This is a genomic window from Enterobacter sp. LU1 (assembly GCF_008271405.2).
In the GTDB taxonomy this organism is placed as follows: Bacteria; Pseudomonadota; Gammaproteobacteria; order Enterobacterales; family Enterobacteriaceae; genus Enterobacter; species Enterobacter hormaechei_C.
Window position 1 is genome coordinate 4006632 of sequence record NZ_CP043438.2, and the last position, 20278, is coordinate 4026909.

The window sequence follows — 20278 nt, forward strand, 5'->3', positions numbered from 1 at the left end:
AAGGTGTTATTTAATAAGCCGGGGAAGTTTACGCCTCGCCCTGCGCGATTTCACGCAGTTTTGCCGAAGGGATAATATTAACCCCCTCCTGCGACGGAGCCAGCGCCTCTTTTAGCATCGCCAGCGCGACATCCCGCGCCTCGATGGACTTCCAGTTACCCGGCAGAATGCGAAACAGCGGAGCGAAAATAGACTCGTTAAAACGACGTTCGTCACGGTGCCCCATCAGCATGGAAGGCCGCGCGATGGTCAGGCGCTCCCATTTCTGCGCGATTAACGCCTCTTCCATTTTGCCCTTCACCTGGTTGTAAAAAAACGGCGAGCCTGCGTTCGCGCCGTGCGCGCTGACCACCAGGAAATGTTTTGCGCCCAGCTTTTTCGCCGTCAGGGCGGTATCCACCACCAGTGTGTAATCCGCATGGACAAAAGCTTCTTTACTGCCCGCTTCCCGTCGGGTGGTGCCAAGGCAGCAAAAGGCGATATCAATGGGATCCTGCACCTGCGCCAGCGCGTCGGTGAGCTGTGGATCGTGCGGGTTATAGACGCCGGTGATATCCAACAGCGGGCGACGCGTCGGGGCGGCGATATAATTGATATGCCGATCCTGGATCAGCAGCCGCAGCAGATGTCCACCCACCAGCCCGGTTGCGCCGGTAATCAGTACCTGACTCATCTTATCCCCTTTACAGAATTGTCCGTTTGCGTTCTGGGCCTGCTCTACCACACTTAAAAGTCTGTTACCGGTAAGTATTTACCACAAACGGGAAAAAAACAGTCTGAAGCGAAAACAACGGAGGAAGCATGGGTAAAAAAATCGCAGTCTTGATTACCGACGAGTTTGAAGATTCAGAATTTACGTCGCCAGCAGAGGCATTCCGCAAGGCGGGCCACGAGGTGGTCACCATCGAGAAAGAAGCGGGTAAAACCGTGAAGGGCCATAAGGGCGAAGCCAGCGTGACCATTGACGAATCCATTGATAACGTCAGCCCGTCGGATTTCGACGCCCTGCTGTTACCGGGCGGTCATTCACCGGATTCCCTGCGCGGAGACGAGCGTTTCGTCACCTTTACCCGTGACTTCGTCGGCACCGGTAAACCGGTATTTGCCATTTGCCACGGTCCGCAGCTGCTGATCAGCGCCGAGGTGGTACGCGGGCGTAAGCTCACCGCGGTGAAGCCGATCGTTATCGATCTGAAAAACGCTGGAGCCGAGTTCTACGATCAGGAAGTGGTGAACGATAACGATCAGCTGATCACCAGCCGTACACCGGACGATCTGCCAGCGTTTAACCGTGAAGCGCTACGCCTGCTCGGCGCGTAACCAGTGCAGCTTCTTGCCAAAGCCCAGGGTGTTGTCGGTAAATTTCAGCTCATCAAGGCGGATTTCCCACACCGGGGCTTTTAGCGCCGCGGCCACCGGGAAGCGGCGCGTATAGCGTTTACGTTGCGCGTCGCTCTCCTCATCTTCCAGGCGACGAATTTCGCCTTTAAACTGGACCCCGCGGATCAGCGCAACGGTTTTAGGCTGACCGTTTACCGTGCCCGCCACTTTTGCCCGCTGGCCCGTCATCTGCGCATGCCGCGTTTTATCTTCGCTCATCACGTAAAAGGCCACTCGCTCGGGATCGTAGTAATAAAAGGCATTTGCGCACCACATCTCCTCGTCTTTACAGACGCACCAGGTCACGACATGCTGCTTTGCCAGCCAGCGGTTAATGGCGGCCAGTGTTTCCATTTTCGCTCTCTCTCATGCTATGGTGCGTTCACCTTAACATACTGAATCTGTTTACCGTGTGCTGGTTTCTCTATCTTGTCCGAACCGCTGATAACGCACTCTACACCGGGATCACTACCGATGTGGCACGGCGTTTTTTACAACATCAAACGGGGAAAGGGGCGAAGGCGCTGCGGGGGAAAGGTGAACTTCAGTTAGCGTTTTCAGCCGCCGTGGGCGACAGATCCCTGGCGCTCAGGCTGGAATACCGCATCAAGCAGCTGACGAAGCGCCAGAAAGAGCGTCTCGTCAACGGGGACGGCTCTTTCGAGGCGCTACGCGAAAGCCTGCTTAAAAACGATTGAAATGATCGTGGTACTCCACCAGACCGGTAACGCCGTCGAGCGCATCATCCGCCAGAGGATGCACCAGGAAAGATGTTTCCGTGCCCGGCCAGTGGCAGCGCAGATCGTGTTTAGCCGCTGGCTCAAAACCTAAACGTTCATAGAACGCCGGATCGCCCAGAACGACGACAGCGGCATAGCCAAATTCATTCAGGGAATCCAGCCCTTCATAGACCAGCTGGCGCGCCAGGCCCTGGCCACGGTAGTTTTCATCCACCGCCAGCGGCGCCATGCCGACCCACTGCAACTCTTCGCCCTGCACAATCACCGGGCTGAAGGCCACGTAGCCGACCACCTGCCCTTCATCGTCGGTGGCAACCAGGCCCAGCGTAATCAGGCCATCTTCGCGAAGATCGTGAACCAGTTGGGCTTCGGCGTCGCCTGCAAAAGAGCGGCGTAACAACGCATCGATACCCGGCGCATCAATCCCAATTTCGACTCGAATCAGCATGGCTCACCTACTGAAGTGTGTTTACTGTCCGGCGGGGTTTTTAGCCCGGCCTCAACGAAATCTGCCATTTGCATCAACATCATACGCAGCGCTTTCGGCATCTGCTCCAGCTCAATGGCATCCATTAAATTTTTGACGTACAGACCGAGCTCCGTATCGCCTTCAATCACCAGACGACGCTGGAAGAAGAGGGTGTCCGGATCCTGTTTGCGCGCGGCGATCATCAGCAGATCGCTGGCATCCGCGCTAAAGCTGACATCCGCCTCGGCGGTTTCACGGACGATCAACCGATCGTTCTCAACGGAAGTAAACCAGCGCAACCCGATATCGCGCACTTCAATCTTTAACCAGCGGCCTTCCAGAAACTCCAGCTCACCGTCCTGTAGCGCCTGGCGGAACTGCCAGCTCAGTACCTGTTCCAGCACCTGGCGTTTAAGCGCGAACGGCGCCAGTTTTACCGGCACGCTCAGCATTGATGGACCAAATTGTACGAGACGTGAACGCAGTTTATCCAGCACGAGCTTTACTCCCTGATAGCTATAGTCCTGCTATTTTGCCATATCCCGACAAGAAGATAGCGGCGTAAATCAACAAACCGTTGTCCGGTATACCTCATTATTGGTGCCATCAATACGCCATTAGCTGCCTTAAATCAAAAATTGTCGCGTATGGGTTAATTAAAATCCCAGCTCGTTAACATTTTTTACGATCCCTGCGATCGACAACATCGGGATAAATTATGGAGCTGCTCTGCCCTGCCGGAAACCTTCCGGCGCTTAAGGCGGCCATCGAAAATGGGGCCGATGCGGTCTATATCGGGCTGAAAGATGATACCAACGCCCGCCATTTTGCGGGTCTTAACTTTACGGAGAAAAAGCTTCAGGAAGCCGTTAACTTCGTTCACCAGCACCGGCGCAAACTGCACATCGCCATCAATACCTTTGCCCATCCTGATGGCTATGCCCGCTGGCAGCGCGCCGTGGATATGGCGGCCCAGCTGGGTGCCGATGCGCTGATCCTGGCCGACCTCGCCATGCTTGAGTATGCGGCAGAACGTTATCCGCATATTGAGCGCCACGTCTCTGTTCAGGCATCGGCCACCAATGAAGAGGCCGTGCGTTTTTATCATCGACACTTTGACGTAGCCCGCGTGGTGCTGCCGCGCGTGCTCTCTATTCATCAGGTTAAGCAACTGGCGCGCGTCACGCCAGTGCCGCTGGAGGTTTTTGCCTTCGGCAGCCTGTGCATCATGGCCGAAGGCCGCTGCTATCTTTCTTCCTATCTCACCGGGGAATCGCCAAATACCGTCGGCGCCTGCTCGCCTGCCCGCTTCGTTCGCTGGCAGCAAACGCCGCAGGGACTGGAGTCACGCCTGAATGACGTGTTAATTGACCGCTATCAGGACGGTGAAAACGCGGGCTACCCGACGCTGTGCAAAGGCCGTTATCTGGTGGACGGCGAGCGCTACCACGCACTGGAGGAGCCCACCAGCCTCAACACGCTGGAATTGCTGCCGGAACTGCTGGCCGCCAATATTGCCTCGGTGAAAATCGAAGGCCGCCAGCGCAGCCCGGCCTACGTGAGCCAGGTGGCGAAGGTGTGGCGTCAGGCCATCGACCGCTGCATGGCGGACCCGCAAAACTATGCTCCACAAGCGGCCTGGATGGAGACGCTCGGCGCGATGTCCGAAGGCACCCAAACTACGCTCGGCGCGTACCACCGTAAATGGCAGTGAGATAATCATGAAATATTCATTAGGGCCGGTGCTTTACTACTGGCCAAAAGAGACGCTGGAAGATTTTTACCAGCAGGCGGCTAACAGCAGCGCCGATGTGATTTACCTCGGCGAAGCGGTGTGCAGCAAGCGCCGCGCCACCAAAGTGGGCGACTGGCTGGATATGGCGAAAAACCTGGCCGGCAGCGGCAAGCAGGTGGTGCTCTCGACGCTGGCGCTGGTGCAGGCGTCCTCTGAACTGGGCGAGCTGAAGCGCTACGTCGAAAACGGTGAGTTCCTGCTGGAGGCGAGCGACCTGGGCGTGGTAAACCTGTGCGCCGAGCGTAAGCTGCCGTTTGTCGCCGGACATGCGCTGAACTGCTATAACGCGGTGACCCTGCGCCTGTTGCTCAAACAGGGGATGACCCGCTGGTGCATGCCGGTTGAGCTCTCCCGCGACTGGCTGGCCAACCTGCTCACACAGTGCGAAGAGCTGGGCATTCGCAACAAGTTTGAAGTGGAAGTCCTGAGCTATGGGCATCTGCCGCTGGCCTACTCTGCCCGCTGCTTCACCGCACGTTCCGAAGATCGCCCGAAAGACGAGTGCGAAACCTGCTGCATTAAGTACCCGAACGGCCGCAGTATGCTGTCGCAGGAGAACCAGCAGGTGTTTGTCCTCAACGGCATTCAGACCATGAGCGGTTACGTCTATAACCTCGGCAACGAGCTGGCGTCAATGCACGGGCTGGTGGATATGGTGCGTCTTTCGCCGCTTGATACCGGCGTTTTCGCGATGCTGGACGCCTTCCGCGCCAACGAAAACGGCGCCTCACCGCTGCCGTTGACGGCAAACAGCGACTGCAACGGTTACTGGAGACGTCTCGCCGGGCTGGAATTGCAGGCGTAAAAAAGGCTCACTTTGTTAACAACGGTTATCATTTTTTAATGCAGTATTAAAGATTGACCGTCGACAAAGTGAGCTGTTATGACTGACAAAACCATTCCGTTTTCGGTGCTGGATCTGGCGCCGATCCCACAAGGCTCCTCGGCCAGAGAAGCCTTCACGCACTCTCTCGATCTTGCTCAGCTTGCCGAAAAGCGCGGCTATCACCGCTACTGGCTGGCGGAGCACCACAATATGGTGGGCATCGCCAGCGCCGCCACCTCGGTGCTGATTGGCTATCTGGCGGCGAATACCACCACTCTGCACCTGGGCTCCGGCGGTGTGATGCTGCCGAACCACGCCCCGCTGGTGATTGCCGAGCAGTTCGGGACGCTGAATACCCTTTATCCGGGCCGTATTGATCTAGGGCTTGGCCGCGCGCCGGGCAGCGACCAGCCGACCATGCGCGCCCTGCGTCGCCATATGAGCGGCGATATCGATAACTTCCCGCGCGATGTGGCCGAGCTGGTGGACTGGTTTGACGCGCGGGATCCGAACCCACACGTGCGACCTGTGCCGGGGTACGGGGAAAAGATCCCGGTATGGCTGTTAGGCTCAAGCCTGTACAGCGCACAGCTCGCCGCTCAGCTGGGGCTGCCGTTCGCGTTCGCTTCCCACTTCGCACCGGATATGCTGCATCAGGCACTGCATCTTTATCGTACGCACTTCAAACCGTCTGAACGTCTGGAGAAGCCGTATGCGATGGTGTGTATCAATATCATTGCCGCCGACAGCAACCGCGACGCGGAATTCCTGTTTACCTCTATGCAACAGGCGTTTGTGAAGCTGCGTCGCGGCGAGACGGGCCAGCTGCCGCCGCCGGTAGAGAATATGCATCAGCTGTGGTCGGCCTCCGAGCAGTATGGCGTGCAGCAGGCTCTGAGTATGTCGCTGGTGGGTGATAAGGCGAAAGTGCGTCACGGGCTGGAGGCGGTGCTGCGTGAAACCCAGGCGGATGAGATTATGGTTAACGGCCAGATTTTCGATCACCAGGCGCGTCTGCATTCGTTTGATTTGGCGATGCAGGTGAAAGAGGAGTTGGTGGGGTAGTTTTTTGCTTTGCCCGGTGGCGCTTCGCTTACCGGGCCTACGGGATCGCGTAGGCCGGATAAGGCGTAGCCGCCATCCGGCACAAAAACTTACTGATATACCGGCAACAGGTTAAAACTCGACAGCACGTGCACCACCGCGTTGCCGATACCAAATACCAGGATCAGCGCAATCATCGGTTTTCCGCCCCAGACGCGGAATTTCGGGCTGCCGAAGCGCTTACGTGATTTGCGCGCCAGCAGCGCCGGTACAATCGCCGCCCAGATGGTGGCCGCCAGTCCTGCATAGCCGATGGCGTACAGGAAACCGTTCGGCCACAGCAGGCCGCCCACAATCGGCGGCAGGAAGGTCAACAGCGCGGTTTTGAAGCGCCCCATCGCAGAGTCATCAAAACCAAACAGATCCGCCAGATAGTCAAACAGGCCCAGCGTCACGCCGAGGAATGAGCTCGCCACCGCAAAGTTAGAGAATACCACCAGAAGCAGATCCAGGCTGCGGCTGTTCAGCACGCCGCTCAGCGCCTGTACCAGCACATCAATGTTACCGCCCTTCTGCGCAATGCCGATAAATTCCGGACGCGGGATGTTACCCATCGTCCCCAGCAACCAGATGACATACAGCCCCAGCGCCAGCAGCGTGCCGTAAACCAGGCATTTCACGATGGTGCGCGGATCCTTGCCGTAGTACTTCATCAGGCTCGGTACGTTGCCGTGGTAGCCGAACGACGCTAGACAGAATGGCAGCGTCATCAGCAGGTACGGCGTGTAGGAGGTGTTCACTTCGGCAACGTTAAACAGCGTGGCCGGTGTCACGTGCCCCAGCAGGCTGCCGAAGGTCAGAAAGAAGGTGATGACCTTTGCGCCCAGCACGATCGCCGTCATGCGGCTGACCGCTTTGGTGCTCATCCAGACGATAAACGCCACGCCCAGCGCGAAGCAGAGACCCGCCAGACGCGCCGGAACGTTCAGCGACATCTCTGAGAAGGTGTGATGCAGAATCGACCCGCTCGCTGAAATGTACGCGTAGGTCAGGATATAGAGTACAAACGCGATGGACAGCCCGTTCACCAGGTTCCAGCCTTTGCCCAACAGATCCCGGGTGATGGTGTCGAAGCTGGAGCCAATGCGGTAGTTCAGGTTTGCTTCAAGGATCATCAGCCCGGAATGGAGCATGCAGAACCAGGTGAAAACCAGCGCCGCCAGCGACCAGAAGAACCACGCACCGGACATGACCACAGGCAGGGAAAACATCCCGGCACCAATGATGGTTCCGCCGATGATCACCACGCCGCCAAGCAGCGAAGGTGACGTTTGGGTGGTGGTTAGTGTTGCCATGCGGCCTTATCTCCAGTGAAAAATGTGGTTCTGCATTTTAGTGTGCTGCACTGTACCAGTACAAGAGTACAAAAGGAATAAAAAAAGCCCCGATAGCAACTATCGGGGCTGTATATTTTACTTTACGTCAGAAGCGAAAGGCTTACGCGTCACCGAAACGACGACGGCTGGCGCCTTCTTCACGGCGTGGACCACGGTTTTCGCGGCGCTCACCGGAGAAACGACGGCCTTCACCACCGCGACCTTCGCTGCGACCGCCTTCACGACGCTCGCCACCGAAACCGCGACCACCGCCACGACGTTCGCCGCCACGGTCAGGACGTGGCTGTGCATCGCCCAGCAGCTGCATGTTCATCGGCTTGTTCAGGATGCGGGTGCGAGTAAAGTGTTGCAGTACTTCGCCCGGCATGCCTTTTGGCAGCTCGATGGTGGAGTGGGAACCGAACAGCTTGATGTTACCGATGTAACGGCTGCTGATATCGCCTTCGTTAGCGATCGCGCCAACGATGTGACGAACTTCAACACCATCATCACGGCCCACTTCAATGCGATACAGTTCCATTTCGCCAGCGTCACGACGCTCGCGACGTGGACGGTCTTCACCACCACGCTCTGGACGGTCACCGCGTGGACCACGGTCGTTACGGTCGCCACGACGTTCGAAACGATCGTCACGGTCACGGAACTCACGCTTAGGACGCATCGGCGCATCAGGTGGCACGATCAGGCTACGTTCGCCCTGCGCCATTTTCAGCAGTGCTGCGGCCAGGGTTTCCATGTCCAGCTCTTCGCCTTCAGCGACAGGCTGGATCTGGGACAGCAGCGCACGGTACTGATCCAGATCGCTGCTTTCCAGCTGCTGCTGTACTTTCGCAGCGAATTTTTCCAGACGGCGTTTGCCCAGCAGTTCTGCGTTTGGCAGCTCGGCTTCTGGAATGGTCAGCTTCATGGTGCGTTCAATGTTACGCAGCAGACGACGCTCGCGGTTCTCAACGAACAGCAGCGCACGACCCGCGCGACCCGCACGACCGGTACGGCCGATACGGTGAACGTAAGACTCGGAGTCCATCGGGATGTCGTAGTTAACAACCAGGCTGATACGCTCAACGTCCAGGCCACGTGCTGCCACGTCGGTTGCAATCAGGATATCCAGACGACCGTCTTTCAGACGCTCCAGAGTCTGCTCACGCAGGGCCTGGTTCATGTCGCCGTTCAGCGCTGCGCTGTTGTAGCCGCTACGCTCCAGGGCTTCAGCCACTTCCAGGGTCGCGTTTTTGGTACGAACGAAGATAATCGCCGCATCAAAATCTTCCGCTTCCAGGAAACGCACCAGCGCTTCGTTTTTGCGCATGCCGTATACAGACCAGTAGCTCTGGCTGATGTCCGGGCGAGTGGTCACGCTGGACTGAATGCGCACTTCCTGCGGCTCTTTCATGAAGCGGCGGGTAATGCGACGGATCGCTTCTGGCATGGTTGCAGAGAACAGAGCGGTCTGGTGACCTTCCGGGATCTGCGCCATGATGGTTTCTACGTCTTCGATGAAGCCCATACGCAGCATTTCATCGGCTTCGTCCAGTACCAGACCGCTCAGTTTAGAGAGGTCCAGGGTACCGCGCTTCAGGTGATCCAGCAGACGGCCCGGCGTACCGACAACAATCTGTGGACCCTGGCGCAGGGCGCGTAACTGCACGTCATAACGCTGGCCGCCGTACAGGGCTACCACGTTTACGCCGCGCATATGTTTAGAGAATTCCGTCATGGCTTCAGCAACCTGAACAGCCAGTTCACGGGTTGGAGCCAGGACGAGGATCTGCGGCGCGCGCAGGTCCGGATCAATGTTGTTCAGCAGCGGCAGCGAGAATGCTGCGGTTTTACCGCTACCAGTCTGGGCCATGCCCAGCACGTCACGACCAGAAAGCAGGTGTGGGATACACTCAGCCTGGATCGGAGATGGTTTTTCGTAACCCAGATCGTTAAGGGCTTCAAGGATAGGAGCCTTCAGGCCCAGATCTGCAAAAGTGGTTTCGAATTCAGCCATGTAGTACAAGTGCCTCGATATTAATGGCGGCCAGTCTACTTAGCTCATCGTGAAAATGATTAGCAATTTTCATTGAAAAGTGTGAACCGGCTCAAATTAGGTGTATTGACGAACAACAACGCCCTCACCAGTGAAGGTGATGGCAATCAAAAGATTACGGGCTGATGTTTATGTCGTCAGCTATTGCTGGTCCGATTCTGCCAGGTCGTCTTGCTCCTGGCCCAAGAGCGATAATTCCAACAATGCATAACGGTGCTCAACGAAGTTATGTACGTTGTTAGCAACCGCTAATTTGAACAGTGCCGTAGCGCTGTCCATATCCCCCAGACTTAGGTAGTACTTACCTAAATAGAAGTTGGTTTCACTGAGATGCTCAGCGAGCGAGGTGTTATCCGTTGCGTCCGCCTTGAGGCGTTCCATCAGCGTTGCTTCGCTAATGTTGCCCAGGTAGAACTCGACAATGTTCCATCCCCACTGTTCCTTGTCCGATTTATCGAAGCGCTGTTTCAGTGCTTCTTTGGCCTGCTTCTCATCGAGCTTCTGCTCAACGATGTAAAGCCACAGGCTGCGGAAAGGATCATTAGGATCGTCTTGATAAAACGCCAGCAGATCATCTTGCGCTAACTTATCACGACCGCCGTAATACAATGCGATACCGCGATTCAAGTGCGCGTAGTTGTAAGTTGGATCAAGCTCAAGTACAGAATCAAACGCTTCATAGGCAGCATCAAAATTGCCTGCCTGCGTTAAATAAATGCCTAAGTAATTGAATACTTCAGGCATATCAGGTCGAATCGCCAGCGCTTGTGAAAAATCATTTCGCGCCAGTGCCCTCAGACCGAGACTATCATACAACACTCCGCGCTCATATAAAAGCTGTGCGCGTTCGTCATCGGTTAAAGCCCGACTGGCAAGTATTTGTTCCATGCGTGCCAGAATGACTTCCTGCTGCAAAGTCGGTTGCAATGGCACTGCGAGGACTTCGCTCTTACGCCAGGCAGAGTTGCTGCATCCTGCCAGCGTTAAAGCTGTCGCAACGAAACACCAGCGCAAAAAAGGCTTCATTTCCCACTCCCGAAGACAACTATTGATGAACGTCCTGTCCCCCGGCGGCTTAACAAGGCGTCCTGCCTGATAATAAGCCCTCCGCCTGCGCGGAGGGCAAATGGCAACCTTACTCGCCTTGCTGTTCAGCAGCCGGGGCTTCCGGTGCCGCAGCAGGCTGAGACTGCTCGGTTGCTTCTTTAATGCTCAGACGGATACGGCCCTGGCGGTCAACTTCCAGAACTTTCACCGGTACTTCCTGACCCATTTGCAGGTAATCGGTCACTTTCTCAACGCGCTTGTCAGCGATCTGAGAGATGTGTACCAGACCTTCTTTACCGCCACCGATAGCAACGAATGCGCCAAAATCAACGATACGGGTCACTTTACCATTGTAGATACGGCCCACTTCGATTTCTGCCGTGATCTCTTCGATACGACGGATAGCGTATTTCGCTTTCTCGCCGTCGGTTGCTGCGATTTTCACAGTACCGTCATCTTCGATTTCGATGGTGGTGCCCGTTTCTTCGGTCAGTGCACGGATAACAGAACCGCCCTTACCGATAACATCTTTGATCTTGTCTGGATTGATCTTGATGGTGTGGATACGTGGAGCGAACTGAGAAATGTCGCCACGCGGCGCATTAATCGCCTGTTCCATCACGCCCAGGATGTGCAGACGCGCACCTTTAGCCTGGTTCAGAGCAACCTGCATGATCTCTTTGGTGATACCTTCAATTTTGATATCCATCTGCAAGGCAGAGATACCGTCACGGGAACCCGCTACTTTGAAGTCCATATCGCCCAGGTGGTCTTCGTCGCCCAGAATGTCAGACAGAACAACGTAGTTGTCGCCCTCTTTCACCAGACCCATTGCGATACCCGCAACGGCGGCTTTAATTGGCACGCCTGCATCCATCAGCGCCAGAGAGGCACCACACACGGAAGCCATAGAAGAGGAACCGTTGGATTCGGTGATTTCAGACACCACACGTACGGTGTACGGGAATTTGTCTGCTTCTGGCATCACTGCCAGCACGCCGCGCTTCGCCAGACGACCGTGACCAATTTCACGACGCTTCGGTGAGCCAACCATACCGGTTTCGCCCACAGAGTACGGAGGGAAGTTGTAGTGGAACAGGAAGCTGTCAGTACGCTCGCCCATCAGTTCGTCGATGATCTGTGCGTCACGTGCGGTACCCAGGGTCGCGGTTACCAGCGCCTGCGTTTCACCACGGGTGAACAGCGCAGAACCGTGAGTACGTGGCAGTACGCCAGTACGCACGTCCAGACCACGGATCATGTCTTTTTCACGGCCATCGATACGCGGCTCGCCTGCCAGGACGCGGCTACGAACAACGTTTTTCTCGATGGCGTGCAGGATTTCGCCAATCTCGTTAGCGTCCAGCGTTTCGTCTTCGGCAACCAGGGTCGCGGTCACTTCAGATTTGATCACATCAACCTGAGCATAGCGCTCCTGTTTGTCGGTGATGCGGTATGCGTCGCTCAGACGAGATTCTGCCAGTGCAGCAACGCGTGCGTTCAGCGCCTCGTTCACCGCTTCTGGCTGCCAGTCCCAACGTGGTTTACCGGCTTCTTTCACCAGGTCGTTGATGTTCTGAATAACGATCTGCTGCTGCTCGTGGCCAAATACCACAGCGCCCAGCATCTGATCTTCGCTCAGCAGTTCAGCTTCGGATTCAACCATCAGAACCGCTGCTTCAGTACCGGCAACAACCAGGTCCAGCTTACTCTCTTTCAGCTCTTCCTGAGTTGGGTTCAGTACGTACTGGTCGTTGATGTAGCCAACGCGCGCGGAACCGATTGGGCCATTGAATGGAATACCAGACAGTGACAGGGCCGCAGATGCGCCGATCATAGCAACGATGTCCGGGTTAACCTGTGGGTTAACGGAAACAACGGTCGCAATAACCTGAACTTCGTTTACGAAGCCTTCCGGGAACAGCGGACGAACCGGGCGGTCAATCAGACGCGCGATCAGGGTTTCGCCTTCGCTTGGACGGCCTTCACGACGGAAGAAGCCACCCGGGATTTTACCGGCAGCGTAGGTACGCTCCTGGTAGTTAACGGTCAGAGGGAAGAAGTCCTGACCTGGTTTAGCTTTTTTCTGGCCAACTACGGTAACGAATACAGCGGTGTCATCCATGCTTACCATAACGGCAGCAGTAGCCTGACGCGCCATCATGCCGGTTTCCAGCGTGACGGTATGCTGACCATACTGGAATTTACGAACGATCGGATTCAGCAAAATTCTGTCCTTTCTTAAATGTTTGAAAGCACACCTCAGGTGTGCTGACGATTTAACCCGACCTTCTTCGCATCCTCGCGACTAATGACAACCGACACCCCCATGGGTGAAGCCTCTCATTAGCCGCGCGAACCTCTGCAATGAAGATCATTTATAGCAACAATACAATAGTTTCCATTGAATTGCTGCCGTCTGGTTGAAAAAAGGGGCCATCAGGCCCCCTTTTCTGAAACTCGCAAGAATTAGCGACGCAGGCCCAGACGCTCGATCAGCGCGGTGTAGCGTGCAACATCTTTACGCTTCAGGTAGTCGAGCAGTTTACGACGCTGAGAAACCATACGCAGCAGACCACGACGGCTGTGGTGATCTTTTTTGTGCTCTGCAAAGTGACCTTGCAGGTGGTTAATCTGTGCAGTCAGCAGTGCAACCTGAACTTCGGTAGAACCGCTGTCGTTAGTACCACGACCAAACTCAGAAACGATTTTAGCTTTAGCTTCAACGCTTAGAGACATTTTCAAACTCCAAAGTATAAAGAATGTAAGGATGCCGATCTCTAATTCAGCTATCCCATGTACGCCCCGCAGATTGTTAAACAATTTACCAGGCGTTAAGCGGCGATATTCTACTCGTCTCCCCTGCTTATCGCAAGGTGAGGCGTTATCACCGTCACGCTTCGACCGGATATTCGACGACCAGACGACGCGGCGCCACACGCCCTTCGCCGTCCATTTCGCCCATACCGATGAATTTCCCTTCGTCACCTTCCGTCACGCGTACCAGGCCCTCAAGCGGCGCCCCCGATGTGCGAACCGGGTTTCCGTTCTTAAAGTAAACGGACGATGTTAAAGGAAGATTAACAGCCGGGAAGTCCACTGCCGGACTGTCCATTGGCATCAGCAGCGGGTCCAGCAGATCGGCTGGCGCAACGCCCTGCGCTTGCGCCTGCTCAACCAGGGCGTGCAGATGCTCAAGCGTCACCATACGTTCGACCGGATATTTGCTGACCGCCAGACGACGCAGATAAATCACATGCGCGCCGCAGCCCAGCTTTTCACCGAGGTCATCAATGATGGTGCGGATATAGGTCCCTTTCGAACAGTGTACTTCCAGCTCGAGTTCATCACCTTCGTGGCGAATGAACAGCAGCTCATACACGGTAATCGGACGAGCTTCACGCGGAACCTCAATGCCCTGACGCGCATATTCGTAGAGCTTTTTGCCCTGATATTTCAGCGCCGAATACATCGACGGCACCTGTAGCGTATCACCACGGAAGCTGTCCAGCGCCGCATCAAGTTGCTCCGCGCTGAAGGTCACCGGGCGCTCTTCCACCACCAGGCCATCTGCATCGGAGGTATCCGTGCGCTGGCCCAGTTTGGCAATCACGCGGTAGCGCTTATCCGAATCCAGCAGGTACTGGGAAAACTTTGTCGCTTCCCCCAGGCAGATCGGCAGCATACCGGTTGCCAGCGGATCCAGCGCGCCAGTGTGCCCTGCACGGTTGGCGTTATAAATACGCTTCACTTTTTGCAGCACGTCGTTGCTGGATGCGCCCTGTGGTTTATCCAGCAACAGCACGCCATGCACGTCACGACCGCGACGACGAGGACGACTCATCAGTCCTCCTTGCTGTCGTCCGCCGGGTTAACACGACGCTCATCGTCATGTTTCACCACGCTGGTCACCAGGTTGGACATACGCATACCTTCAACCAGCGAGTTGTCGTAGAAGAAGGTCAGCTCTGGCACGATACGCAGGCGCATTGCTTTGCCAAGCAGAGAGCGGATGAAACCAGAGGCTTCCTGCAACGCTTTAATGCCGTTCTTCACGGCGTCTTCATCCTGGTCATTCAGGAAAGTAACAAACACTTTGGCGTACGCCAGGTCGCGGGACATTTCCACACCCGACACGGTGGTCATCATACCCACGCGTGGATCTTTGATTTCACGTTGCAGAATGAGAGCGATCTCTTTCTGCATCTCCTGCGCGACGCGCTGTGGGCGACCAAATTCTTTCGCCATAATAAATTCTCCAGACAAAAAAGGGGCTTAAGCCCCTTTTTAAAATTACTGCCGGGTGGCGCTTCGCTTACCCGGCCTACGCTAATTAATCTTCAGTTGACGAAGATTACGCGATGGTACGCTGAATTTCGATGATCTCGAACACTTCGATCATATCGCCAACGCGAACGTCGTTGTAGTTCTTCACGCCGATACCACATTCCATGCCGTTACGGACTTCGTTAACGTCATCTTTGAAGCGGCGCAGGGATTCCAGCTCACCTTCGTAGATAACCACGTTGTCACGCAGTACGCGGATTGGGTTGTGACGCTTGATGGTCCCTTCGGTAACCATACAGCCCGCGATCGCACCGAATTTCGGTGATTTGAACACGTCACGTACTTCAGCCAGACCGATGATCTGCTGTTTCAGCTCAGGAGACAGCATGCCGCTCATCGCTGCTTTCACTTCGTCAATCAGGTTATAGATAACGGAGTAGTAACGCAGATCCAGGCTTTCAGCATCAATCACTTTACGCGCAGATGCGTCAGCACGAACGTTGAAGCCAACCAGGATCGCGTTGGACGCTGCTGCCAGGGTTGCGTCGGTTTCGGTGATACCACCTACGCCAGAACCGATGATCTTCACTTTCACTTCGTCGGTAGACAGTTTCAGCAAGGAGTCGGAGATCGCTTCCACAGAACCCTGAACGTCCGCTTTCAGAACAATGTTCACTTCGTGAACTTCGCCTTCGGTCATGTTGGCGAACATGTTCTCGAGTTTAGATTTCTGCTGACGAGCCAGCTTCACTTCACGGAATTTACCCTGACGATACAGAGCGACTTCACGCGCTTTCTTCTCGTCACGTACCACGGTGACTTCGTCACCGGCAGCCGGAACACCGGACAGGCCGAGAATTTCCACTGGAATGGACGGACCCGCTTCCAGCACTTCCTGACCCAGTTCGTTACGCATCGCACGAACGCGACCGTATTCGAAACCACACAGAACGATGTCGCCCTTGTGCAGAGTACCTTCGCGAACCAGAACGGTTGCAACCGGACCACGACCTTTATCCAGGAAGGATTCGATTACCGCGCCGCTCGCCATACCTTTACGAACCGCTTTCAGCTCCAGAACTTCAGCCTGAAGCAGGATAGCGTTCAGCAGGTCGTCGATACCGGTACCTGCTTTTGCAGATACAGGGATGAACTGCGCTTCACCGCCCCACTCTTCCGGCATAACGCCGTACTGGGACAGTTCGTTCTTCACGCGATCCATATCGGCTTCTGGCTTATCGATTTTGTTAACTGCGACAACCAGAGGCACCTGCGCCGCTTTCGCGTGCTGGATAGCTTCAATGGTCTGTGGCATCACGCCATCGTCGGCAGCAACAACCAGAACAACGATATCCGTTGCCTGAGCACCACGAGCACGCATTGAGGTAAACGCTGCGTGGCCTGGGGTATCCAGGAAGGTGATCATGCCGTTTTCGGTTTCTACGTGGTAAGCACCGATGTGCTGGGTAATACCACCCGCTTCGCCGGAGGCAACCTTAGTAGAACGAATGTAGTCAAGCAGAGAGGTTTTACCGTGGTCAACGTGACCCATGATGGTCACGACCGGTGCGCGCGGTTCAGCCGCTGCGCCCGTATCACGGTCGCTCATTACTGCTTCTTCCAGCTCGTTTTCACGACGCAGGATAACTTTGTGGCCCATCTCTTCGGCAACCAGCTGTGCGGTTTCCTGGTCGATGACCTGGTTGATGGTGGCCATTGCGCCCAGTTTCATCATCGCTTTGATGACCTGAGAGCCTTTCACCGCCATCTTGTTAGCCAGTTCGCCAACGGTGATGGTTTCGCCGATCACAACGTCACGGTTAACGGCCTGAGCAGGCTTCTGGAAGCCCTGCTGGAGAGCGGAACCTTTACGCTTGCCGCCTTTACCGCCGCGAACCGCTGCACGCGCTTCTTCACGGTCAGCTTTTGATTCGGCGTGTTTGTTACCTTTTTTCGCAGGACGCGCAGCTTTTGCACTGCGAGTACGGCCACGACCACCTTCAACTTCGCGGTCGTTGTCGTCTTCTGCCTGACGCGCATGCTGAGACGTGGTGACGTGATAATCGCTGGTATCTTCAGTTGGTTCAGCGGTATTCACACCGTTCTTCTCGTTTTCTTCTGCCATGCGACGCGCTTCTTCGGCGACGCGGCGAGCTTCTTCTTCAAGCTTGCGGCGGGCTTCTTCTTCCGCTTTACGCTTCAGCTCGGCAGCTTCATTTTCACGGCGGGCTTTTTCAGCCTGGGCAGTTTTGGTCATTTCGTCGGTCTGTTGATTGCTCACTTTGTCTTTTTCCGCAGCGTCACGCTTCGCTTTTTCACCGGCGTCGCGTTTCGCTTTTTCTGCGGCCTCACGTTCAGCTTTTAATTCTGCTTCACGTTTGGCAGTGGCTTCTGCCTCACGCTGAGCTTGTTCTTCCGCTTCACGCTGTGCCTGCTCTTCCGCGGCAAGGCGTTCTGCCTCTTGCGGATCACGTTTTACAAAGGTGCGCGTCTTGCGGACTTCAATTTGTACCGACTTGCTTTTGCCACCGGTACCAGGGATGTTCAACGTGCTACGCGTTTTACGCTGTAGCGTTAACTTGTCAGGCGTAGAGCCGTGTTCACGGTTCAGGTGCGCTAACAAGGTTTGTTTTTCTTGCGCGGTCACCGAGTCATCAGCGGACTTCGGGATCCCTGCATCAGCAAATTGCTGTACCAGGCGGTCCACGGAGGTCTGAATCTCAGCAGCCAGCGATTTTACAGTTACATCAGTCATGCTGTTCCTTCCTGCTACAGTTTATTACGCTTCGTCGCCGAACCAGCAAATATTACGTGCGGCCATGATGAGTTCGCCGGCTTTCTCGTCGGTTAAACCTTCGATATCGGCCAGGTCATCAACGCCTTGCTCAGCGAGATCTTCCAGCGTACAAACACCACGGGCAGCCAGCTTGAACGCAATCGCACGATCAAGACCTTCCAGATTCAGCAGGTCATCAGCCGGCTTCTTATCGCCAAGGCTTTCTTCCTGAGCCAGCGCCAGGGTGGTCAGTGCGTTTTTAGCGCGTTCACGCAGGGCTTCAACGGTTGGTTCATCCAGACCGTCAATTTCCAGCAGCTCTTTCATTGGCACGTAGGCCAGTTCTTCCAGCGTAGAGAAACCTTCTTCAACCAGCACAGTGGCGAAGTCTTCGTCAATGTCCAGGTATTTGGTGAAGGTATCGATCGCCGCGTGGGCTTCAGCCTGATGCTTGGCCTGAAGGTCATCAACGGTCATCACGTTGAGTTCCCAGCCGCTCAGCTGTGACGCCAGACGTACGTTCTGACCGTTACGGCCAATCGCCTGCGCCAGGTTGCCCGCTTCTACAGCGATATCCATGGTGTGTTTGTCTTCGTCAACAACGATAGACGCCACATCAGCCGGTGCCATTGCGTTGATCACGAACTGCGCCGGGTTATCGTCCCACAGAACAATATCAATGCGCTCGCCGCCCAGTTCGGTAGAAACCGCCTGAACACGTGCGCCACGCATACCGACGCAAGCACCGACCGGGTCGATACGCTTGTCGTTGGTTTTCACCGCAATTTTCGCACGGGAACCCGGATCGCGGGCCGCCGCTTTGATTTCGATAACTTCTTCGCCGATTTCCGGCACTTCGATACGGAACAGTTCAACCAGCATTTCTGGTTTAGAACGCGTCACGAACAGCTGTGCACCACGCGCTTCAGGACGTACGGCATACAGCACACCACGAATACGGTCGCCTGGGCGGAAGTTTTCACGCGGCAGCATGTCTTCACGCAGGATCACGGCTTCAGCGTTACCCGGCAGCCCTTCGGATTTGATCTCCAGAGAGATGTTGTCGCGGTTCACTTTCTTCACCACACCAGTGATGATTTCGCCTTCCTGATCGCGGAACTGATCGACAACCAGCGCGCGCTCGGCTTCGCGCACTTTCTGCACAATAACCTGCTTCGCGGTCTGGGTGGTGATACGGTCGAAGGTAACAGATTCAATCTGATCTTCAACGTAGTCACCCACGTTCAGACTTTCGTCTTCAAAACGTGCCGCTTCCAGCGTGATCTCTTTGGTCGGTTGGGTCACTTCTTCAACGATTACCCAACGACGGAATGTATCGAAGTCACCGCTTTTACGATCGATTTCTACGCGAACATCGATCTCTTGTTCGTATTTTTTCTTGGTTGCTGTAGCCAGTGCACTTTCCAGCGCTTCGAAAATCTTCTCACGCGGCAGTGATTTCTCGTTGGAGACGGCTTCAACAACAGCCAAAATTTCTTTGTTCATCGCGGGCTTTTCACCTCAATCCAGACTGTTAAAAGTGGGGAACCAGGTTCGCCTTCTGGATATTACTCAGCGCGAACACTTCATCTTTGCCTTCGACTGTCACCGTGATCATTTCACCATCAACGGCTTTGATAATTCCCTGCCATTTACGGCGGTTCTGTACGGCCATACGCAGAACGAGAGCCACTTCTTCACCGGTAAAGCGCACGTAGTGCTCGGCCGTGAACATCGGACGATCGAGGCCAGGTGAGGAAACTTCCAGGTTGTACGCAACGGTAATCGGATCTTCAACATCAAGAACCGCACTCACCTGGTGGCTGACATCAGCACAATCATCAACATTGATGCCATCTTCACTATCAATATAGATGCGCAGTGTGGATGTACGGCCGCGAACGAATTCGATGCCGACCAGTTCGTAGCCCAGTGCTTCGACCGGCGCAGTAATCATCTCTGTTAATTTTTGCTCTAATGTGGACAAGCCCACCCCCAAGACATAAAAAAAGGGCGTAAAGCCCAGTTATTCTGTAGTCAGATAACAAAAAACCCCGATAAATCGGGGCTTTAGATAACTGAACCCTATAGCCACAACTGTGGCCTGGAGCACTCTCCGAAAGCATTTTTTCAAATCCAGCTACGAAGGCTCTAAGTCTTCACAGTATATTTGAAAAAGAACTTTATAGGAAAGTGGTTGCGGGGGCCGGATTTGAACCGACGACCTTCGGGTTATGAGCCCGACGAGCTACCAGGCTGCTCCACCCCGCGCCTGAAACGTGGCAAATTCTACGCGTTTTGGACAGAATTTGCAAATAATGCTGGGATTTGGTACCGAAGACGGGACGTAAAATCGGCGTTCAGTATATTGATAGTTGACCCCACCTGTCAACCCAACTTCAGCCAGGGCAATAAAAGGGAAATTTTTACAAAAAACGCACACGTCTCTTTCGGTCGTCGATAAAAGATGATTAAATGAATA

20 protein-coding genes and 1 tRNA gene are annotated in these 20278 nt (G+C 55.1%); 5 read left to right on the plus strand and 16 right to left on the minus strand.

Annotated elements, in window-relative coordinates:
- Nucleotides 1-28: 28 nt before the first annotated feature.
- Entirely contained in the window at nucleotides 29-673 is a 645-nt protein-coding gene (locus FZF21_RS19135) for an NAD(P)H-binding protein (protein WP_023295493.1), read from the minus strand.
- 128 nt (nucleotides 674-801) lie between these two features.
- On the opposite strand from FZF21_RS19135, the gene FZF21_RS19140 reads away from it, so the two are divergent.
- Nucleotides 802-1320, plus strand: a complete 519-nt coding sequence (locus FZF21_RS19140; RefSeq protein WP_015571965.1) for a type 1 glutamine amidotransferase domain-containing protein — start codon at nucleotides 802-804, stop codon at nucleotides 1318-1320.
- On the opposite strand, the gene FZF21_RS19145 is transcribed toward FZF21_RS19140, so the two are convergent.
- Nucleotides 1300-1734 carry a YhbP family protein gene (locus FZF21_RS19145; protein ID WP_023295494.1) on the minus strand — a complete coding sequence of 145 codons (435 nt, stop codon included), beginning with the start codon at nucleotides 1732-1734 and terminating at the stop codon, nucleotides 1300-1302. The genes FZF21_RS19140 and FZF21_RS19145 overlap by 21 nt on opposite strands.
- A 14-nt stretch (nucleotides 1735-1748) precedes the next feature.
- Between FZF21_RS19145 and FZF21_RS19150 the strand changes: the two genes are divergently transcribed.
- Nucleotides 1749-2078, plus strand: coding sequence for a GIY-YIG nuclease family protein (locus FZF21_RS19150; RefSeq protein WP_003861768.1), 330 nt, complete (start codon nucleotides 1749-1751; stop codon nucleotides 2076-2078).
- Here FZF21_RS19150 and FZF21_RS19155 read toward each other — a convergent pair.
- Both FZF21_RS19155 and FZF21_RS19160 read right to left on the minus strand, forming a co-directional pair.
- Nucleotides 2065-2568 (minus strand): N-acetyltransferase, encoded by a 504-nt coding sequence (locus FZF21_RS19155; RefSeq protein WP_045341648.1) that lies wholly within the window; start codon nucleotides 2566-2568, stop codon nucleotides 2065-2067. The two genes, FZF21_RS19150 and FZF21_RS19155, sit on opposite strands and share 14 nt — an antisense overlap.
- Nucleotides 2562-3086, minus strand: a complete 525-nt coding sequence (locus FZF21_RS19160) for an SCP2 domain-containing protein (RefSeq protein WP_003861771.1) — start codon at nucleotides 3084-3086, stop codon at nucleotides 2562-2564. The genes FZF21_RS19155 and FZF21_RS19160 overlap by 7 nt, the downstream gene beginning before the upstream one ends.
- Before the next feature lie 221 nt (nucleotides 3087-3307).
- Here FZF21_RS19160 and FZF21_RS19165 point away from each other — a divergent pair, with 221 nt between their 5' ends.
- The 3 genes from FZF21_RS19165 to FZF21_RS19175 all read left to right on the plus strand — a co-directional run bounded on the left by FZF21_RS19165 (nucleotide 3308) and on the right by FZF21_RS19175 (nucleotide 6275).
- A complete protein-coding gene (locus tag FZF21_RS19165) occupies nucleotides 3308-4303 on the plus strand; it encodes a peptidase U32 family protein (protein WP_003861773.1) in 996 nt (331 codons plus the stop codon).
- Nucleotides 4304-4310: 7 nt separating this feature from the next.
- Entirely contained in the window at nucleotides 4311-5189 is an 879-nt protein-coding gene (locus FZF21_RS19170; protein ID WP_023295495.1) for a U32 family peptidase, read from the plus strand.
- A 78-nt stretch (nucleotides 5190-5267) separates the two neighbouring features.
- Nucleotides 5268-6275: an LLM class flavin-dependent oxidoreductase gene (locus tag FZF21_RS19175; RefSeq protein WP_006812112.1), complete on the plus strand. Its 1008-nt coding sequence runs from the start codon at nucleotides 5268-5270 to the stop codon at nucleotides 6273-6275.
- 89 nt (nucleotides 6276-6364) lie between these two features.
- On the opposite strand, the gene mtr is transcribed toward FZF21_RS19175, so the two are convergent.
- The 12 genes from mtr to FZF21_RS19235 all read right to left on the minus strand — a co-directional run bounded on the left by mtr (nucleotide 6365) and on the right by FZF21_RS19235 (nucleotide 20067).
- Nucleotides 6365-7609, minus strand: a complete 1245-nt coding sequence (mtr, locus tag FZF21_RS19180; RefSeq protein ID WP_006812114.1) for a tryptophan permease — start codon at nucleotides 7607-7609, stop codon at nucleotides 6365-6367.
- 142 nt (nucleotides 7610-7751) lie between these two features.
- Nucleotides 7752-9647, minus strand: a complete 1896-nt coding sequence (locus FZF21_RS19185; RefSeq protein ID WP_003861780.1) for a DEAD/DEAH family ATP-dependent RNA helicase — start codon at nucleotides 9645-9647, stop codon at nucleotides 7752-7754.
- On the minus strand, nucleotides 9640-9720 hold the full coding sequence (gene yrbN, locus FZF21_RS19190) for a protein YrbN (protein WP_097397692.1): 81 nt from the start codon (nucleotides 9718-9720) through the stop codon (nucleotides 9640-9642). The genes FZF21_RS19185 and yrbN overlap by 8 nt, the downstream gene beginning before the upstream one ends.
- A gap of 107 nt (nucleotides 9721-9827) precedes the next feature.
- Entirely contained in the window at nucleotides 9828-10712 is an 885-nt protein-coding gene (gene nlpI, locus FZF21_RS19195) for a lipoprotein NlpI (protein ID WP_017693920.1), read from the minus strand.
- A 109-nt stretch (nucleotides 10713-10821) separates the two neighbouring features.
- Nucleotides 10822-12960 carry a polyribonucleotide nucleotidyltransferase gene (gene pnp / locus FZF21_RS19200; protein WP_017693919.1) on the minus strand — a complete coding sequence of 713 codons (2139 nt, stop codon included), beginning with the start codon at nucleotides 12958-12960 and terminating at the stop codon, nucleotides 10822-10824.
- Nucleotides 12961-13202: 242 nt separating this feature from the next.
- Entirely contained in the window at nucleotides 13203-13472 is a 270-nt protein-coding gene (gene rpsO, locus FZF21_RS19205) for a 30S ribosomal protein S15 (RefSeq protein ID WP_003861789.1), read from the minus strand.
- Between the two features lie 154 nt (nucleotides 13473-13626).
- Complete coding sequence (gene truB, locus FZF21_RS19210) at nucleotides 13627-14577, minus strand: tRNA pseudouridine(55) synthase TruB (RefSeq protein ID WP_039269667.1); 951 nt, start codon at nucleotides 14575-14577, stop codon at nucleotides 13627-13629.
- On the minus strand, nucleotides 14577-14981 hold the full coding sequence (gene rbfA / locus FZF21_RS19215; RefSeq protein ID WP_003861793.1) for a 30S ribosome-binding factor RbfA: 405 nt from the start codon (nucleotides 14979-14981) through the stop codon (nucleotides 14577-14579). Before rbfA ends, truB begins: the two co-directional genes overlap by 1 nt.
- A gap of 106 nt (nucleotides 14982-15087) precedes the next feature.
- Complete coding sequence (gene infB, locus FZF21_RS19220; RefSeq protein ID WP_006812117.1) at nucleotides 15088-17775, minus strand: translation initiation factor IF-2; 2688 nt, start codon at nucleotides 17773-17775, stop codon at nucleotides 15088-15090.
- Nucleotides 17776-17799: 24 nt separating this feature from the next.
- A complete protein-coding gene (gene nusA / locus FZF21_RS19225) occupies nucleotides 17800-19302 on the minus strand; it encodes a transcription termination factor NusA (RefSeq protein WP_003861798.1) in 1503 nt (500 codons plus the stop codon).
- Nucleotides 19303-19330: 28 nt separating this feature from the next.
- Entirely contained in the window at nucleotides 19331-19783 is a 453-nt protein-coding gene (gene rimP, locus FZF21_RS19230) for a ribosome maturation factor RimP (protein ID WP_014833432.1), read from the minus strand.
- Nucleotides 19784-19990: 207 nt separating this feature from the next.
- Nucleotides 19991-20067, minus strand: a tRNA-Met gene (locus tag FZF21_RS19235).
- Nucleotides 20068-20278: the final 211 nt, after the last annotated feature.

Bases quoted from the DNA above. Each gene is read 5' to 3' on its own strand.
- FZF21_RS19175 (WP_006812112.1), top strand. From the start codon at position 5,268: ATGACTGACAAAACCATTCCGTTTTCGGTGCTGGATCTGGCGCCGATC.
- yrbN (WP_097397692.1), bottom strand. From the start codon at position 9,720: ATGAAAATTGCTAATCATTTTCACGATGAGCTAAGTAGACTGGCCGCC.
- infB (WP_006812117.1), bottom strand. From the start codon at position 17,775: ATGACTGATGTAACTGTAAAATCGCTGGCTGCTGAGATTCAGACCTCC.
- FZF21_RS19155 (WP_045341648.1), bottom strand. From the start codon at position 2,568: ATGCTGATTCGAGTCGAAATTGGGATTGATGCGCCGGGTATCGATGCG.
- nlpI (WP_017693920.1), bottom strand. From the start codon at position 10,712: ATGAAGCCTTTTTTGCGCTGGTGTTTCGTTGCGACAGCTTTAACGCTG.
- rbfA (WP_003861793.1), bottom strand. From the start codon at position 14,981: ATGGCGAAAGAATTTGGTCGCCCACAGCGCGTCGCGCAGGAGATGCAG.
- mtr (WP_006812114.1), bottom strand. From the start codon at position 7,609: ATGGCAACACTAACCACCACCCAAACGTCACCTTCGCTGCTTGGCGGC.
- FZF21_RS19170 (WP_023295495.1), top strand. From the start codon at position 4,311: ATGAAATATTCATTAGGGCCGGTGCTTTACTACTGGCCAAAAGAGACG.
- FZF21_RS19135 (WP_023295493.1), bottom strand. From the start codon at position 673: ATGAGTCAGGTACTGATTACCGGCGCAACCGGGCTGGTGGGTGGACAT.
- FZF21_RS19150 (WP_003861768.1), top strand. From the start codon at position 1,749: ATGCTATGGTGCGTTCACCTTAACATACTGAATCTGTTTACCGTGTGC.
- nusA (WP_003861798.1), bottom strand. From the start codon at position 19,302: ATGAACAAAGAAATTTTGGCTGTTGTTGAAGCCGTCTCCAACGAGAAA.
- rpsO (WP_003861789.1), bottom strand. From the start codon at position 13,472: ATGTCTCTAAGCGTTGAAGCTAAAGCTAAAATCGTTTCTGAGTTTGGT.
- FZF21_RS19165 (WP_003861773.1), top strand. From the start codon at position 3,308: ATGGAGCTGCTCTGCCCTGCCGGAAACCTTCCGGCGCTTAAGGCGGCC.
- truB (WP_039269667.1), bottom strand. From the start codon at position 14,577: ATGAGTCGTCCTCGTCGTCGCGGTCGTGACGTGCATGGCGTGCTGTTG.
- FZF21_RS19140 (WP_015571965.1), top strand. From the start codon at position 802: ATGGGTAAAAAAATCGCAGTCTTGATTACCGACGAGTTTGAAGATTCA.
- FZF21_RS19145 (WP_023295494.1), bottom strand. From the start codon at position 1,734: ATGGAAACACTGGCCGCCATTAACCGCTGGCTGGCAAAGCAGCATGTC.
- FZF21_RS19185 (WP_003861780.1), bottom strand. From the start codon at position 9,647: ATGGCTGAATTCGAAACCACTTTTGCAGATCTGGGCCTGAAGGCTCCT.